This is a genomic window from Marivita sp. (assembly GCF_048006345.1).
GTDB lineage: Bacteria > Pseudomonadota > Alphaproteobacteria > Rhodobacterales > Rhodobacteraceae > Marivita.
Genome location: NZ_CP180351.1, coordinates 4,311,960 through 4,328,065 on the forward strand (window position 1 = coordinate 4,311,960; position 16,106 = coordinate 4,328,065).

A 16,106-nucleotide genomic window follows, 5' to 3' on the forward strand; every position below is an offset into this window, starting at 1 on the left:
GCAAATCACGCAGCCGTGAACACCGCTTCGAATTTTCTGCGACGGAAGTTCAGACCTGCCCCGTGAAACGCAGTGGATGCCAGAGAGACAGGACGTCGATCTGGCCCGTTGTTCAAACGATCCGGACGAAAGACCGGACATGGAAAGGAAAAAAGACATGACCATGAACAAGCAGGTTTCGGCACTCGTTATTGCGGCTCTTCTGGCGACCACAGCCGGTGCGGCCTTTGCCCAGGATGCGACCACACGTGAAGAGCGTCGTGCTGCAGTCTTTGCCGAATTGGACGCGAATGCTGACGGTTCCGTTTCGGCCGAGGAATTTGCCGCTGGTGCCAACATGTTCGCGCGTGCGGACACCAATGGTGACGGGCTTCTGACCGCCGAGGAAATCGCTGCATCCGTTGGCGAGCGGGCCGCACAGCGGGCCGAGCGCATGATCGCGCGGCTAGATACAAACGGCGATGGTTCGCTCTCTGAAGACGAGATCAAGTCGCGCCGTGATCCCGCCCGGATGTTCGAGCGGCTGGATGCCAATGACGACGGCATGGTGAGCGCTGAAGAGTTCGCCGAGGCCCGCATGGGCGATCACGGCGGCAAGCGGGGTGGACTGTTCGGTGGCAAAGGCCACGGTGGCAACCGCTAAGATCGAGCAGCGCCATGAGCGGTGTGTGTGCATCGCTCATGGCACCTGATAGACTGGACCGGAAACCACAACCGCGCGGTGGAATGACCCAGAACCCGACCGATTCTGCTGCGGAGGCGGCATTGCTAGACGCTTACGCCGCCGGTGACTCCGACGCGGCGCGAACGCTTGCGGCGAAATACACGCCTCTTGTGTTCGCGCATGCCTTTCGGATGCTCAACGACCGGGCCGAGGCCGAGGATGTCGCGCAAGAGGCGATGCTGAAGCTGTGGCGGCAGGCCCCGGGATGGGATGCAGGCGGGGGTGCGTCGGTGCGCACATGGCTTTACCGGGTGACGGCCAATCTGTGTATCGACCGGCTTCGGAAGACACGGCCCGACGGGATGCCAGAGGGTCTGGATGTGCCCGACGATGCGCCGGGGGCCGAAGCGCAATTGCAGGCGAAGGCACGGCAGATGGCGCTGGACGAGGCGCTGATGCAATTGCCGGACCGCCAGAGACAGGCAGTCGTGCTGCGACATATCGAGGGTTTGGGCAACACCGAGATTGCCCAGATCATGGACATTGGGCCTCGTGCGGTGGAAAGTCTGACCGCACGCGGCAAACGAACTCTGGCCGCGCTTCTGAGCGGTCAGCGCACAGGCTTGGGGTATACAGATGACACAGTCGAAACCTCCTTTTGACGATCCGCTCGAGGCAGCCTTTGCCCAGGCGCGTCAGACGATGCCGCCGCTTCCGGACGGGTTGATGGCGCGCGTTCTGGCGGATGCGGCGGCCGAGATGCCCCGTCCTGTCCGACAACCCTGGTGGCGGCAGATCTTCGGCACGCTTGGGGGCTGGCCCGCAGTCGCAGGGCTTGCGATGACGGCCTGCGTCGGGGTTTGGGTCGGCGGTACGCTGACGGATGACTTGATGCTCTCGCTGACGCCTCTGGATGAGGCGACACTTGACATTGGTGCCGGTCTGGGGGCCTTCGACTTGCTCTTGGTGGATGGCTGATATGGCAGATGCAACGAAACCCAAGACACCGCTCTGGATGCGCCTGACGCTGTTTGTCTCGATCGCCCTGAACGTTCTTGTCGTCGGAGCAATTGCAGGCTTCCTGCTCATGGGCGGTCCGGATCGACGGTCGGACCGGGACCGGTTCGATTTCGGAGCGTTCTACATGCGTGCGCTCAGCGAACAGGATCAGCGCGCGTTGCGGCGCGACTTCGTATCCGGCTTGCAGAAACAGGGGCGCGACCGGGGGGCATTTCTTTCAGATTTGAGCGCGACGCTCGACACGCTTCGGGCAACGCCGTTCGATGCAGAGGCTTTTGAGGCTGCACTGGCAGACCAGTCTCGCGCGCGGGCTCAAAGGGAAGACATAGGTCGCCAGATTCTTGCCAATCGTATTGCCACGATGACGGATGCCGAACGCGCCACCTATGCTGATCGGATCGAAGAACGCCTTAACGAATTGGCCAAGCGAGTTCGTCGCTAAAGCGCGAGAAGTTTGACCCGCGCGTTCAGGCCCCGATGCTTTGTGCCTTCAAATCGGGTTGGACGTGGTGTTGCGCAACCTCGATCCGATTGCGCCCGTTCCGTTTGGCGGCGTAGAGCGCCTTGTCCGCCGCATCACACAAAGCGCGGGTCGATACCCGGTCGGTGCGAAGCGCGATCGCAACGCCGATGCTGATCGTCGCGCGAACATAGGTTCCGCCCGCGATCATCTTCGGGCTGTCTGACACAGCGTTCCGTAAGCGTTGCGCGACAGTTCGTGCCTGATCTGGTGCAACGTCTGGCAGGACAATCAGAAATTCCTCACCGCCATATCTCGCGATGAAATCACCGTCGCGCAAATGCGCTTTCATCGTCTGCGCTACATGCGCAAGAATGAGGTCCCCCGCCGCGTGACCGTGATTGTCGTTGATCGCCTTGAAGTGATCGAGATCCGCGATCAAGACAGCAAGCTGCCTTGGATGTGCGGCAAGCGACCGATCGGTTCCGATCAGGTAATCGTCCATCGCCGCGCGATTGTTCAATCCTGTGACTGCATCGACATAGGCAATTTGCTCGAGCTTGGTCGCAGTTTTTCGCTGCCGTTCAGCATCACGTTTGAGACGCGCTTGCCGCTTGATCCGCAGTGCCAATTCATTCTGCGTCACCGTGTTCGGGACATGGTCATGCGCCCCAAGGTCAAGTGGCGATGCGCTTTTGTCGGCTCTGTCAGTGACGAACAGGATGCGGCTGTGTCGGCTGACAGGGTGTGTGAGCAGCGCCGCAAGGGTTTCACGCGCTTCGTCGCTGTGGTCGGTTTCAAAAAGAACATAGACGTCGGTTTCTGGATCCGGGTCACGCCGCGCCGCGTGCGCTGCCAGAGTACGGGTTTCTATACCGGTTTCGGCATCAAAGACGCGGGCGATGTCGCTGTGGTCGGCCAACGATCCGTGGACGAAGGTTGCGATAACGGCTGGCGCAAATTCCTGCATGGGCTCGGACAGACCCTGCACCTGTTGTGGTGCGGGGTGCGCCCGGGTGTCTTGAAGAAACTGTCTTGATCGCAAAAAACTGCGCATCCGGGCCTTGAGATCTGTCGAGTTGGCTGTCTGATCAATCACGTCGAAGGCGCCGTCATTCAGGGCACTGACACGTGCTGAATGGTTTTCGCTGCGCACCGCGACAACGACGGTTGTGAGTTGGGACATCGGTGTGGCACGGAGCGCCCTGCAAAACTGTCGCAACCTCAGGCCGGGCAGATCATCCGCAACGATGACAACATCCGGCGCGTCCTGTCGTATCTTCGCAAGGCCTTCCGCCTGGGTCTCGGCCAAATCCACTTGATACGCGGCCGTATCCAACTGCGACCGCAGGTGAATGCGCCGGTTGCTCATGGCGTCGATGATCAGGACATATCCAGGCACGGACCCTCCGGCATGCGTTAAGGCTTTGCTCACCAATTCATTGCGGCTATTTGGTTAAAAAAGTGTTTGGGAAATATCTAAAAATGACGATTTCTCGGGATGGCGCAGAGCAGATCGCTGTGAAAGCCATCGTCTGGCTGGCGGGCAATGATGAACTTTTGCCTGTGTTCATGGGCTCGACCGGGGCCGATGAGGCCACGTTCCGCGAGGGGCTCGTCCTGCCGGAATTTCAAGCATCCGTGCTTGATTTCATCATGATGGACGATGCTTGGGTGATCGCCTTCTGCGATAATGAAGGCATCCCTTATGACCGTCTGATGCAGGCGCGCGCCGCCTTGCCGGGTGGACAGCAGGTGCACTGGACATGACCACAGCCAATCCGAGCAATGTCGGTGCGATTCTGTTCGACAAGGACGGCACGCTGTTTGATTTCGGCGCGACGTGGAATGCGTGGGCCAAGGCGTTTCTCATGCGTCTGGCAAATGGCGACCGGGCGCGCGCGGTGGCCTTGGGTCATGTGATCGGGTTCGATTTGGACGCTGGCTTGTTCGCGCCTGACAGCTTTGTCATCGCAGGCACACCGGATGAGCTTGTTGCGACCTTGTCGCCGGAATGTCCCGACCTGACCGATGCGGCACTTTTTGCGCTCATCAACGAAGAAGCCGCTGCAGCACCTATGGCCGAGGCTGTCCCGCTGGCACCCTTGCTGGAACGGCTTTCGGCATCGGGATTGCGTCTTGGCGTGGCGACAAATGATGCCGAGGCACCGGCCTATGCCCATCTTGACGCCGCAGGTGTACGCCATTGGTTCGACTTCATCGCGGGGTCCGACAGCGGCTATGGGGCAAAGCCTGAACCGGGTCAGTTGCTGGCGTTCTGTTCCTCTGTTGGTGTCGCTCCCGACCGTGTGCTGATGGTCGGGGACAGCACCCATGACCTGATGGCAGGCCGTGCTGCCGGCATGCGCACTGTTGCAGTGCTGACCGGTCTTGCCACTGCTGAGGATTTGCAACCCTTCGCGGATCTCGTTCTGCCCGACATCGGCCACCTGCCTGACTGGCTTGGCATAAGCTGATCTCGTCTGGAAAACGACAAAAGCGACCGCAGGAGTCGTGTTCCGGCAGGATAACGCACACCTGCGATGCCTAGCTTGAAAGGGCAACGCAGGAGGACGCGATGACAGAGGCCACGACACGCAAACGTCGGAGCGGAGGGCGATCCGGCCATGCTGTGCGCCGTGGATCGGCGGTGATCGAACAGCTTCCGTGGAGCTTGCCCATCAATATCGACCGCCCGACAGAACCTTTGACCGAAGAGGGCATCGCGCGGGTCCATGAAACGGCGATGGTGATCCTCGAAGAGATCGGGATCGAGTTCCTGAACCCCGAGGCGGTGCGCATCCTCAAGGAGGCCGGCTGTACCGTAGACGGTGAGAACGTCCGCATGGACCGGGATTTCGTGATGGAATGGGTGCGCAAGACGCCACGGTCCTTCACGATCACGCCGCGTAACACGGACCGCAAGATTGTTGTCGGTGAGGGGCATATCCTGTTCGGCAACGTGTCGTCGCCGCCCAATTACTGGGACATGGAAATGGGCCGCAAGGTCCCCGGCACCCGCGAGATGTGCCGCAATTTCCTGAAATTGTCGCAGTATTTCAACTGCATCCACTTCGTCGGGGGGTATCCGGTGGAACCCGTCGATATCCACGCCAGCGTCCGGCACTTGGATGTGCTTTATGACAAGCTCACCCTGACCGACAAAGTGGCCCATGCCTATTCGCTGGGCAAGGAGCGTGTCGAGGACGTGATGGAGATGGTCCGCATCGCGGGTGGACTGACCCACGAGGAATTCGACGCCAGCCCGCGCATGTACACCAACATCAACTCGACCTCGCCGCTGAAGCATGACCATCCGATGATGGACGGCTGGATGCGCTGTGCGGCCCGCGGGCAGGGCTGTATCGTCACGCCGTTTACCCTTGCCGGTGCAATGGCCCCGGTGACCATGGCAGGCGCTGTTGCCCAATCGCTGGCCGAAGGGCTCAGCGCGATCGTTTTGGCCCAGATCATCAACCCCGGTGCGCCTTGTGCCATCGGCACCTTCACATCGAATGTCGATATGAAATCCGGTGCGCCCGCTTTTGGCACGCCGGAATACATCCGCGCGACCCAGATGACCGGCCAGATGGCGCGGTTCTACGGCCTGCCGCTGCGGTCCTCCGGTGTGTGCGCCGCGAACGTCCCCGATGGTCAGGCGATGTGGGAAACCGAGCACAGCCTCTGGGCCGCCATTCAGTCGGGCACGAACCTTGTCTATCACGCCGCCGGATGGCTCGAAGGCGGCCTGATCGCCAGCCCCGAAAAGTTCGTCATGGATTGCGAGGTGATCCAGCAGTTGATCCGCTACATGGACCCGGCGATCTGCGATGTCAGTGATGACGGGCTTGGCCTCGAGGCGATCCGCGAAGTGGGGAGCAACGGACATTTCTTCGGCACCAAGCACACGCAGGAACGCTACACGACCGCGTTCTATCAACCTTTCCTCTCGGACTGGAAGAACTACGAGGCATGGGAGGCCGCAGGCAGTGTCTGGACCGCAGAGCGGGCACACGTGATGTACAAAGCCATCCTTGAGGAATTCGAAGCACCGCCGATGGATGAAGCCATCCACGAAGAGCTTGTGGCCTTTGTCGAACGCCGCAAGGCAGAGGGCGGGGCGCCAACGGATTTCTGATCTGGCTGGCGTTTGCCGATTGTTAAGACCCTCTTGCCATGATGCGCGCCGAATAACAGGCGCACAGCATGCATGGTTTGATCTTCCGCACCCTAGAGGCATTCATTTCCGATACCTTCGGCCCTGAAAACTGGACGCGGGTGGTTGTCCTGTCGGATTTGCCCGTCACCGGGTTCGAGGCGATGTTGCAATATGATGGGGACTATTTTCCGCAACTCCTCGCTGCGGCTGCGCATGTACTGGACCGACCTGAGTCGGTGATCCTCGAAGACATTGGCACATACCTGATCACCCATCAGAACCACGCATCGGTCCGTCGCCTCATGCGTTTCGGAGGAGAGACGTTTTCCGAACTGCTGCACTCGCTCGACGATCTGCCGGGCCGCACGCGTTTGGCCGTGTCGGGTCTGGACCTGCCGCAGGTGGAAGTGCGCCAACCGGCTGCCGGAAGCTTCACCATCTTCTGCCGGGGCAAGCCTGCGGGCTTCGGTCACGTACTGGTAGGGTTGCTGCGGGCCATGGCAGACGATTACGGAACGCTGGCCCTGCTTGACCATCGTGGCCAACGCGACGGGGCAGAGGTGATCGAAGTGACGGTTGTTGAGGCGGCCTTTGCCGATGATCGTGGCTTCTCGCTGGCCGAGGTCGCGATTGCGGAGGGCGCATGATCTCTGCGCCGGACCTTTTGCGCGCGCTCAGGCCGCTGCATGTCTGGGTCGGTCCGACCGGGCATGTCAGGCAGGTCGGAAAGAGCTTTGCAAAGCTGGGTATTGATGACCCGACAGGACAGCGATTCCTTGAAGTATTCGAAGTTCAACGCCCGAAGAAACCGTCCAAGATGGCCGATCTGAGAGGCCTTGCAGGGCAAGTGGTGCGTCTGCGCGTGCGGTCCGAACCTGGGCTAGGGCTGCGCGGGCTTCTGATCGAAGATCAGACAGATGGCGTGATCCTCGACCTGTCCTTCGGGATGGCGGTGGTCGACGCGGTGCAGCGTTACGGGCTGACGGCGCAGGATTTCGCACCCAGCGATCTGGTGATGGAACTGCTGTTCCTGCAAGAGGCCAAGTCGAGCGCGATGGCGGCATCCTTCAGCCTGAATTCCCGGCTGAACGGTGCGCGCCTTGCCGCCGAAACAGAGGCATTGACGGATGGTTTGACTGGGCTGCACAACCGCCGCGGTCTGGACGGCGCGTTGGAGCGGTTGGGCCAGTCCGATACCGAATACGCGATCCTGCAGATGGATCTGGACCGGTTCAAACAGGTGAACGACACGCTTGGTCACGGGGTTGGGGATGCGGTTCTCAAACGGGTCGCCGGGGTCTTGCGCGCGCATACTCGGCAAGATGATCTGCTCGTTCGCGCCGGTGGTGATGAATTTGTCATCGTTTGCCCTGGATTGACGGACACCGCGCGTCTGAACGCACTTGCAGGTGGCCTGATCCGGGACATTTCAGAACCGCTCGTGATCGAAGGGCAGGACGTTGCCATTGGTGCAAGCATCGGAATAGCTGTTTCCCAGACCGCGGCGCGGCGCGACCCAAAGACCACGGTCACTTTTGCCGATATAGCCCTGTATGCTGCAAAGCGATCCGGTCGGGGGCAGCACCTCTTCTGGTCACCAGACATGGGAAACAGCCTTGTGGAGCTTGACTTGCCTGTCCCAACGTCGCGCGGCGCCTAGCCGAACATCGTTCTTGAAACCCAAGGATTTGTCGCGCATTGTTACTGGCATGGGTCTGATTTTCCGCAGTCTTTTCTTGATCACTCTTTGCGTCTTTGGCGTTTTTTCCGCACCGCTACAGGCCCAGAATTCGGATCAGCCGACGGGCACCATCGCAGTCGAGGACAGCGCCGAGAAAGATGCGGCCATCGCCAACCGGATTCGCGAAATCCTCATGGAACTGGACGGTTACGAAGATGTCACCGTTACGGTCAATTCCGGCATCGTCACGTTGCGTGGAACAGCACTTGATGGGACTGCGGTCACTCGGTTGAACGAAATCGCGGGCCGCGTCGAAGGTGTGGTGACCATCGAAAACCGGGTGCAGGAAACCACCGACGTTGTGCGCCGCCTCGACCCCGCGCTTGAGCGGTTCCGCGCGCGGTCAGAGCAGTTCATCAATTACCTGCCATTGCTCGCCATCGCCGTCGCCGCGTTTGCGCTTGTGGTCGCGGTCGGCTTTCTCATCGCCCGTATGAAACGACCGTGGGACCGGATCGCGCCAAATGCGTTTATCGCGGACATTTATCGTCAGGTGATCCGTATTGCCTTCATGCTTGGCGGATTGGTGATCGCGCTGGATATCCTGGGGGCAACCGCTTTGCTCTCGACGATCCTTGGTGCGGCGGGGATCATCGGCCTCGCCATCGGTTTTGCTGTCCGGGACACGGTCGAGAACTTCATCGCCTCGATCATGCTGTCGATTCGCCAACCCTTCCGACCCAATGATCAGGTCGAAATCGAAGGCGACATCGGCAAGGTCATTCGTCTGACCAGCCGCGCCACGATTTTGCTCAGCTTTGACGGAAATCACATCCGCATCCCCAATGCGACCGTCTTCAAAAGCCGGATCGTGAACTATTCGCGCAACGATGAGCGCCGGTTTCTGGTGAGCCTTGGCGTCGCCTATGACACCGATCTGCTGCGGGCGCAGGATTTGGCACTGCAAACCGTGGCCTCCTTGCCTTTCGTGATCGACGAACCCGCGCCTGCGGTCTGGATCGAGGAACTGGGGGACAGCGCGATCATCCTGAACGTGGCCGGTTGGATCAGGCAGCACGAAACCAGCTATCTCAAGGCCCGGAGTGAAGCCTGGCGCCTTTGCCTCGCTGCCTTCGATCACGCGGGCATCGTCATGCCGGAAACCACCTTGCGGATCGTCGGCGTCGGCGATGCGGCGGCGCCGCAGCCCGCCGCGAAACGGGTCACGTCGAACGCCGCTGCCATCGCAGCCGCAACCGCGACAGTCGGCGATGTCGAGGCAGCAATGGACAAGGAACTCGAGCGGATCGTGGCCACCGAACGCGCCGAGAAAGGTGTCGATGATCTGCTCAAGAAAGACGCGCCGGAAGAGTAGGAAAAATTTCGAATTCCGGGTCTTGATCCCGCCCAAAGAGCGGCGTAAGTACCCGCGCACGGTTGGGGTGTAGCCAAGTGGTAAGGCAACGGTTTTTGGTACCGCGTACCGTAGGTTCGAATCCTACCACCCCAGCCAGTTCTTCCTGACATCAACGACTTACACAGGTCTGAGACCTTTCGGGACAGAAATGCCCCCATTCTCGGGCAGGTATTCTGGTTGGGTAGCGGTCTGCAAGGATTGTGGAAGGCGAGTACTGACAGGGAGGAACAAGACTCCTACCAGAACGGATGCAACGGGTCCTAACCTTAAATCTTAACGCCGCCGCGTTCGTCCGAATTCCAGCGTCTTGGACGCGGAAATTGACGCAAGGCGGACCAAACGGCGTCAAATGATCCGAGATTGGTTGTTCAGCTTTTGCGAGACTTCCATTGGGGTCTCATTATTAAACAGCCCAATTTTTTTAGGAGATTAAGCGATGTCCGTATGGAATGATGGTTTTGTTCAATATTTCGATCCACTTGCCTCCGTAGATCTGGTGGCAGACGGGCATGTCGAGCTTACCGCCGTTGGCAAGATGCTCTTTGTAGGCCGACCTGATCAGAACCGGATCGAAATTTATGATTGGGATCAGGACACCAAGAGCTTTCAACTGTTCGATAGCATCTTCGGATCCTGGCTTTTCACAAACGATGCCGCCATCGTCCCGGCCTCGTTCGGTGAAAATTTCCGCGTGAGCGATGACGGGCGCACTCTGATCGTCGGCGATCCCGGCGCAAACGCGAACCCGGACCCCTCCGGTCAGTCTGCCGGGAATGCAGCAGGGGCTGTTTCGATCTGGACTCGATCGGACGACGGCTATGTGCGCGATGCGGGGATCTACGGCCAAACTCTGGATCGAGTAGGGCTGCGCGTAGACATCTCGGCCGACGAGAATGCATTCGTCTATTGCTCAGGCAGTTTTGGTTTGGGTGGTGAAGTGATTGCCGTGTACGGAGGCGTCGAGCAGAAGCTGATAGATCCGGTCCCGGATGTGATTGACGGGACATTCGGCGCGACCGTCGCGATCAGCGAAACCGGCGACAGACTTGCGGTTTACCATTCCGGCGACCGCGCTGTTTATCTCTACACGCGCATAAACGGGTTTTTTGAACCAGATACCTCGCTTAATAGCAACGCACGGTATGACCTGTCGTTCATCGCCGAGACTGGCGCCGAGATTTCGATTGATTTCGACAGGACAGGATCAGTCCTTGTCATCGGGTCGCCGGATGCTGGCAAAGTGATCCGGTTTGAGCTCGACGATACAATCCGAAGCGGCATCGCGGTGAAACAGGAGATCGCCGACCCCGAACCTGGCGGCCGATTTGGTGCAGACGTTCGCGTATCGGCAGATGGTCAGCGCGTGGCCATCGCCGATCCAGCGAATAAGGAAGCGTGGATTTGGGAACTCGATCCCGTCAACGACAAAGATAGCCCGCTCGTCCGTATCGACACGCCAGATGTCGACGCAGATCGGTTCGCCTTTGACCGGGATACCGGGAGCATCGCCGCCGTGCTCGACGTTGATCGCGACGGTATTCAATTCTCGGCAGCTACATTTGCAGCTTCTTCACTTCAGATCCGCGATACGGATGCGCCGCTGGATGTCGGACTACTTGGGTTCGAGCTGCCCGAAGGCGGAACCGCGATTGTCGGCGACGGGGTCGTCATATCCGGTGATCCGAACGGGGCCGTGAGCATCGAGAATGGGCGGCTCCTCGTTGACCCCTCTGCCTATGCCAGTCTCCTGGCAGGTGAATCGCAGCAGGTCGAGGTTCGATGGAGTGTTGTTGACGAGGCGAATGTCACACGGGTTCAGCGCGAGCTTTCGATCGTGATCGAGGGCGAAAATCAGCAACCCGATGCCGTGGGTAGGACATTTCAGATCAACGAAGACCAGCCAACTGAGGTCAGCATACTGGATTTGATCAATGATCCCGATGGACCAACCGAAACGTATATATACCGCCTCGTCACCATGCCCACACATGGCAGCGCAGTGGTCTCCGCAAACCAGTCGGACCCGCTTTTGGGCTTTCGGCCCGCTTTCGATTATTTCGGCCCGGACAGCCTGCAAATTCTGGTGACCGATGCCGGGGTCGAGACCTTGGTAACGATCCCAATCGAGGTTTTGCCGGTAAACGATGCGCCGCGGGTGACCGAGTTACCAACCTTCCAAGCAATCGAGGACAACGAACTTGTAGGATCGCTTGCATTCTCGGCCACCGATCCCGAAGGACAGACGGTCAGTTATAGCGTCGACGCGGCCTCCGGAAATGGATCGACGCTGGACCTGCAACGGGATGGCAGCTTCACCTACTTTCCCGCAAGCAACTTCAACGGCTCGGATATCTTTACCGTTGCGGCGAGCGATGGGGCCAGCGAGACGCTTTTCGAGGTAAGGTTCGACGTGGCACCGGTCGCAGACAATCCAATTGCCGAGCCTGACAACTTCACTATTGCCGAGGACACCAACCTAAATCTGAACTTCCTGACCCGCAACGATGTGGACCCCGATGGAATGGTTGGCGATCAAATGATCGAAATTGTCTCCGACGTGCCAAATGGCACCATCGAGACGATTAACGGGCGGTTGCATTTTGTCCCCGAGCTGAACTTCTTTGGGACCACAAGCTTTGAGTATGTCTATTCCGTAGGGGGCCGGAGCAGCAATCCGGCGTTGGCAACGATCACTGTCACCCCTGTCAGCGACTTCGCACCTATCGCGAAAGGGGACAGCTACAATGACGCGGTCGAAGACAGCGACTTTGTGTCCGCCGTCAGCATCCTTGAAAACGATACCGATGCGGACAACGAGACCGGCCAATTCGAAGAACGGAGATTTGCCGAACTTGTCGACGGGCCAGACCCGGCCGAGGGCGAGATCATCGCGTTCAATTCCGACACCGGCGAATTCACCGTGCGCCCGGCTGCAGATTTCAACGGTCCACTGACCTTTACCTATCGCACCGGTGACGGGACTTTCTTCAGCGCCCCCGCGACAGTCACGGTCGACTTCGCCGCAGTCAACGACGCGCCTGTCGCAATGGACTCGGTTGTGAACCTGTCTGAGGACATAGGCGGCAGCTTCGCCTCTGTTCTAAGCAATGTTAACGATGTCGATCAGGATCTATTGACGGTCCGCCTCGTCGATACTGTCTCGAACGGCACTCTCGCGCTGCGTCCGGACGGGACCTTTGACTACATCCCCGACACCAACTTCTGGGGAACCGACAGCTTCACTTACGAAGTCACCGATGGCCAGCTCTCGGACACGGCGACTGTCACGCTCCAGGTGACGGGAGTCAGCGATTTCGCACCGGTCGCGAACGACGACATCTATGACAACGCAGTCGAGGACGAGATTTACGTCGCCTCGATCAGCATCCTTTCAAACGATACCGACCAAGACAACGACACCAGTGCGTCCAGCGAACTGAAAGTCGCCGAGTTAGTCCAACGTCCGGACAGAACGCAAGGCGAGATTGTCTCGTTCGATGGCGCCTCGGGCCTTTTCACGTTGCGCCCGGCCGATAACTTCAATGGGTCGCTGACATTCACGTACCGCGTATTTGATGGCACCTTCTTAAGCGATCCTGCAACGATCACAGTCGACTTCGCACCGGTCAATGATGCACCTGCTGCGACAAATGCGTTCGTGAGTCTTCCCGAGGATACAAGCGCATCGGGAGCGGTCCTTGATAACGTTATAGATGTCGACGGGGACGATCTGACCGTCACGCTTGTGAGCGACGTGTCCCACGGCGCGCTTTCACTCCGATCGGATGGAGCTTTCATCTACACACCCGTCGCGGATTACTGGGGCGAAGACAGGTTTACCTATGAAGTGACCGACGGCAACGCCTCGGATCAAGCGACAATCTTCTTTGATGTGACGCCGGTCAGCGACTTTGATCCGATAGCGGTAGATGACAGCTACACGACGTCCGAGGATACGCCTCTCGACGCGCGGACAAGCGTTCTTGCGAATGATAGCGATGACGACGGGACACGGCTTTTGGCAGTGCTCAAGACCGGACCATCGCATGGAACGCTGCAACTGTCCCTCGACGGGACCTTCGTCTACACGCCCGACGAGAACTACGCAGGACCCGACAGCTTTACATATGCCGTACAATCCGAACTGCAGGAAAGCGCGCCTGCGACAGTTTCGCTTGTCGTAGAGCCGGTCAACGATGCACCGGACACAACGCCTGACACCTACCTTGTCGCGCCAGGTGGCACGATAAGGGCAAACGTTCTCGACAATGACAGCGACGTCGAGGGCGACGGGCTGTCGGTGGTCTTCTTTAATTCGCAAGTGCAAGGGACGGTCATTGACGGAAGTGGCGGGCGATTCGAATATACTGCGCCGGACGGGTTCATCGGCGTCGACGAGTTTTTGTATCTAGCTTCCGACGGGACATCTTCCTCCGTGCCGACCTTGGTCACAATCATCGTCAACGATGTGCCTGTCGCCAACCCGGACGCCTACACGGTGATTGAAGACGGCTTCCGTTCCGTGACGCCGTCAGCCGGAGTTCTGGCAAATGACACCGACTCATCGGGCACACTGACTGCCATCCTCGTCGATGGTCCGGTCAACGGCATACTCGACAAAGGGCTCGCACCCAACGGCAGCTTTTTTTATCTACCGTCCGAGGACTTCTTCGGCATTGATACGTTCACCTACCGCGTCTTCGACGGTCTGTCCGAGAGTGCCGTGCAGACCGTCACGCTGACCGTTTCGCCAATAGATGACGCACCAGAGTTGCAACCTGACAGCCTATCGACCGATGAAGACGTGCCCCTGCTGATTGATCCCGCGATCCTGACGGCGAATGATGTAGATATCGACGACCCGCTGGTGATTGACAGTGTCGCGAATGCCATCAATGGCAGTGTCGACTTCGTGGATGGGCAGATCCTCTTCACGCCCGCGTCTGATTTCTCGGGGACCGCTTATTTCGACTACAAAGTTGTCAGCTCGGGCGCCATCACGGCACGCGTCACGGTCGATGTCGCACCGGTCAATGACGCCCCGGTCGCGTTGCCTGACACCTACGGGGTCACAGAAGACGTGGTCCGAAACGTCGACGCGATTTCCGGCGTGCTGTCAAACGACAAGGACGTCGATAAGGATCAACTGACAGCAGTTCTGATCTCGGGCCCATCCAACGGAACGCTCGATTTCAGGGACGACGGTTCGTTTGACTATACACCCAACCTCGATTTTTTCGGCGAAGACAGATTTGAATATGCAGCTTTTGACGGAACTGCGCAAAGTGCGCCCGTCGCGATCACGCTTCGGGTCACCGGTGTCGATGACGCCCCCGTGATCGGGGACGACAGCTTCATCGCAACCGAAGACGTGCCGCTGAACCTTGCCCTGCTCGCCAATGACAGCGATCCGGATGGCGATGCTTTGCAGATCTCAGGATTTTCTGCGGTGATTGGCGCGACGCTCTCACTCCAGGGCGACGGAACAGTCTTGTTCACACCTGATGAGAATGTCATTGAAGACATTGCCTTCACTTACACCGTGACCGATGGAACATCCTTTGTTATCGGGAACGTCGACGTTACCATCACGCCGGTCAACGATGCGCCTGTCGCTAATGACGACGTCGCCGTTGGACAAGAAGACACGCCTATCGACGTCGCGGTCCTTCTCAACGATACCGACGTCGACGTGGGCGATTCTTTGCGGATCGCTGCGGTCGGCCTGCCTGCACATGGTAGCGCGCATGTTTCGGAAGACGGGATCATTCGGTACACGCCCAACACGGATTACAACGGGTTGGACAGCTTTACCTACACCGTCATCGACAGCGCCGGCGAGACGGACACGGCGACGGTCGAGGTCTATCTTGCCCCGGTCAACGACCCGCCCATCGCAATCAATGACAGCACCTTCGTTTACGAGGACGGACGGACGCTCGACCTGCGGACGCTGCTTCTTGCCAATGACAGCGACATCGAGGGCGATACGTTGACCGTCATGTCGGTCGACACCACAGGAACGTTGGGAACCGTTCTATTCGACGCGGACGCGCAAACACTTGTCTTTGTAGCTGACGATCCAACGCTCGACGCGCTGAAACCGGGCGAGACGGTCGTGACAGCGTTCACCTACACGATCGGCGACGGCAATGATGGCACGGCCACGGCGCAGGTCGACATCACGATCGGCGGCGTTATCGAACCCAACAGGAACGGACAGCTTGTCGGGGGTGGTGGTGACAACGTGCTTCAGGGGACCGAAGCGAACGAGTTCCTGAACGGGGGCGGGGGCGCCGACCTGATCAACAGCGGCCCCGGCAATGACCGGATAATTGGCGGTGGCGGTCCGGACACATTCGTCATCGACCCCGGCGCAGACGCGGACATGATTTTCGGCTTTGTCTCAGGTGTTGATGTGCTCGACCTGCGAGGTGTCACTGGTGTTTCGACACATGCCGAAGCCTTCGCATTTCTGGACGATACAAATGACGGGCTGATTGACGCACGCGACGCGATTGGAACGGCTGGTCAGAATGGGCTGCTTCTGGATTTCGGCGACGGAGACTCCGTTTTGCTGATCGGCGTGTTGGCCCTTAGGTCTGATGACCTCGGCAATCACTGGGAGCTATGAGATATCAGGACGCCCAAACCGACAATTCGAAACAGATTGCCAGCTTATCCCTAATGCGCCATCGTCAAGCC

At 59.0% G+C, this 16,106-nt stretch carries 12 protein-coding genes and 1 tRNA gene; 12 read left to right on the plus strand and 1 reads right to left on the minus strand.

The window, feature by feature from the left end:
- The first annotated feature begins 157 nt into the window (after positions 1-157).
- From ACMVPR_RS20970 to ACMVPR_RS20985, 4 genes are all read left to right on the plus strand, one after another.
- Positions 158-643 carry an EF-hand domain-containing protein gene (locus tag ACMVPR_RS20970; protein WP_416884440.1) on the plus strand — a complete coding sequence of 162 codons (486 nt, stop codon included), beginning with the start codon at positions 158-160 and terminating at the stop codon, positions 641-643.
- A gap of 83 nt (positions 644-726) precedes the next feature.
- Positions 727-1,326 carry a sigma-70 family RNA polymerase sigma factor gene (locus tag ACMVPR_RS20975; protein WP_416884693.1) on the plus strand — a complete coding sequence of 200 codons (600 nt, stop codon included), beginning with the start codon at positions 727-729 and terminating at the stop codon, positions 1,324-1,326.
- On the plus strand, positions 1,301-1,642 hold the full coding sequence (locus ACMVPR_RS20980) for a hypothetical protein (RefSeq protein ID WP_300584797.1): 342 nt from the start codon (positions 1,301-1,303) through the stop codon (positions 1,640-1,642). Before ACMVPR_RS20975 ends, ACMVPR_RS20980 begins: the two co-directional genes overlap by 26 nt.
- A 1-nt stretch (position 1,643) precedes the next feature.
- Positions 1,644-2,126: a periplasmic heavy metal sensor gene (locus tag ACMVPR_RS20985; RefSeq protein WP_416884441.1), complete on the plus strand. Its 483-nt coding sequence runs from the start codon at positions 1,644-1,646 to the stop codon at positions 2,124-2,126.
- Positions 2,127-2,151: 25 nt separating this feature from the next.
- Here the strand turns inward: ACMVPR_RS20985 and ACMVPR_RS20990 are convergent, their stop codons facing one another.
- Positions 2,152-3,546 (minus strand): diguanylate cyclase, encoded by a 1,395-nt coding sequence (locus ACMVPR_RS20990; protein WP_416884442.1) that lies wholly within the window; start codon positions 3,544-3,546, stop codon positions 2,152-2,154.
- A gap of 83 nt (positions 3,547-3,629) precedes the next feature.
- Here ACMVPR_RS20990 and ACMVPR_RS20995 point away from each other — a divergent pair, with 83 nt between their 5' ends.
- From ACMVPR_RS20995 to ACMVPR_RS21030, 8 genes are all read left to right on the plus strand, one after another.
- Positions 3,630-3,914: a DUF3572 domain-containing protein gene (locus ACMVPR_RS20995; RefSeq protein WP_416884443.1), complete on the plus strand. Its 285-nt coding sequence runs from the start codon at positions 3,630-3,632 to the stop codon at positions 3,912-3,914.
- Complete coding sequence (locus ACMVPR_RS21000; RefSeq protein ID WP_416884444.1) at positions 3,911-4,621, plus strand: HAD family hydrolase; 711 nt, start codon at positions 3,911-3,913, stop codon at positions 4,619-4,621. The genes ACMVPR_RS20995 and ACMVPR_RS21000 overlap by 4 nt, the downstream gene beginning before the upstream one ends.
- A 101-nt stretch (positions 4,622-4,722) precedes the next feature.
- A complete protein-coding gene (locus tag ACMVPR_RS21005) occupies positions 4,723-6,282 on the plus strand; it encodes a trimethylamine methyltransferase family protein (RefSeq protein WP_416884445.1) in 1,560 nt (519 codons plus the stop codon).
- Between the two features lie 68 nt (positions 6,283-6,350).
- Entirely contained in the window at positions 6,351-6,950 is a 600-nt protein-coding gene (locus ACMVPR_RS21010; RefSeq protein WP_416884446.1) for a heme NO-binding domain-containing protein, read from the plus strand.
- Entirely contained in the window at positions 6,947-7,963 is a 1,017-nt protein-coding gene (locus ACMVPR_RS21015) for a diguanylate cyclase domain-containing protein (RefSeq protein ID WP_416884447.1), read from the plus strand. Before ACMVPR_RS21010 ends, ACMVPR_RS21015 begins: the two co-directional genes overlap by 4 nt.
- A 76-nt stretch (positions 7,964-8,039) precedes the next feature.
- Positions 8,040-9,359: a mechanosensitive ion channel domain-containing protein gene (locus ACMVPR_RS21020; RefSeq protein WP_416884448.1), complete on the plus strand. Its 1,320-nt coding sequence runs from the start codon at positions 8,040-8,042 to the stop codon at positions 9,357-9,359.
- Between the two features lie 63 nt (positions 9,360-9,422).
- A tRNA-Gln gene (locus tag ACMVPR_RS21025) sits at positions 9,423-9,497 on the plus strand.
- Between the two features lie 340 nt (positions 9,498-9,837).
- The gene (locus ACMVPR_RS21030; protein WP_416884449.1) at positions 9,838-16,035 is read left to right on the plus strand and encodes an Ig-like domain-containing protein; all 6,198 of its coding nucleotides are present in this window, start codon (positions 9,838-9,840) and stop codon (positions 16,033-16,035) included.
- The last annotated feature ends 71 nt before the right edge of the window (positions 16,036-16,106 follow it).

What these genes read in the sequence shown, in the direction of transcription:
- ACMVPR_RS21000 (WP_416884444.1), top strand. Translation starts at nt 3,911, where the DNA reads ATGACCACAGCCAATCCGAGCAATGTCGGTGCGATTCTGTTCGACAAG.
- ACMVPR_RS20975 (WP_416884693.1), top strand. Translation starts at nt 727, where the DNA reads ATGACCCAGAACCCGACCGATTCTGCTGCGGAGGCGGCATTGCTAGAC.
- ACMVPR_RS20985 (WP_416884441.1), top strand. Translation starts at nt 1,644, where the DNA reads ATGGCAGATGCAACGAAACCCAAGACACCGCTCTGGATGCGCCTGACG.
- ACMVPR_RS20995 (WP_416884443.1), top strand. Translation starts at nt 3,630, where the DNA reads ATGACGATTTCTCGGGATGGCGCAGAGCAGATCGCTGTGAAAGCCATC.
- ACMVPR_RS20970 (WP_416884440.1), top strand. Translation starts at nt 158, where the DNA reads ATGACCATGAACAAGCAGGTTTCGGCACTCGTTATTGCGGCTCTTCTG.
- ACMVPR_RS21030 (WP_416884449.1), top strand. Translation starts at nt 9,838, where the DNA reads ATGTCCGTATGGAATGATGGTTTTGTTCAATATTTCGATCCACTTGCC.
- ACMVPR_RS20980 (WP_300584797.1), top strand. Translation starts at nt 1,301, where the DNA reads ATGACACAGTCGAAACCTCCTTTTGACGATCCGCTCGAGGCAGCCTTT.
- ACMVPR_RS21010 (WP_416884446.1), top strand. Translation starts at nt 6,351, where the DNA reads ATGCATGGTTTGATCTTCCGCACCCTAGAGGCATTCATTTCCGATACC.
- ACMVPR_RS21005 (WP_416884445.1), top strand. Translation starts at nt 4,723, where the DNA reads ATGACAGAGGCCACGACACGCAAACGTCGGAGCGGAGGGCGATCCGGC.
- ACMVPR_RS21015 (WP_416884447.1), top strand. Translation starts at nt 6,947, where the DNA reads ATGATCTCTGCGCCGGACCTTTTGCGCGCGCTCAGGCCGCTGCATGTC.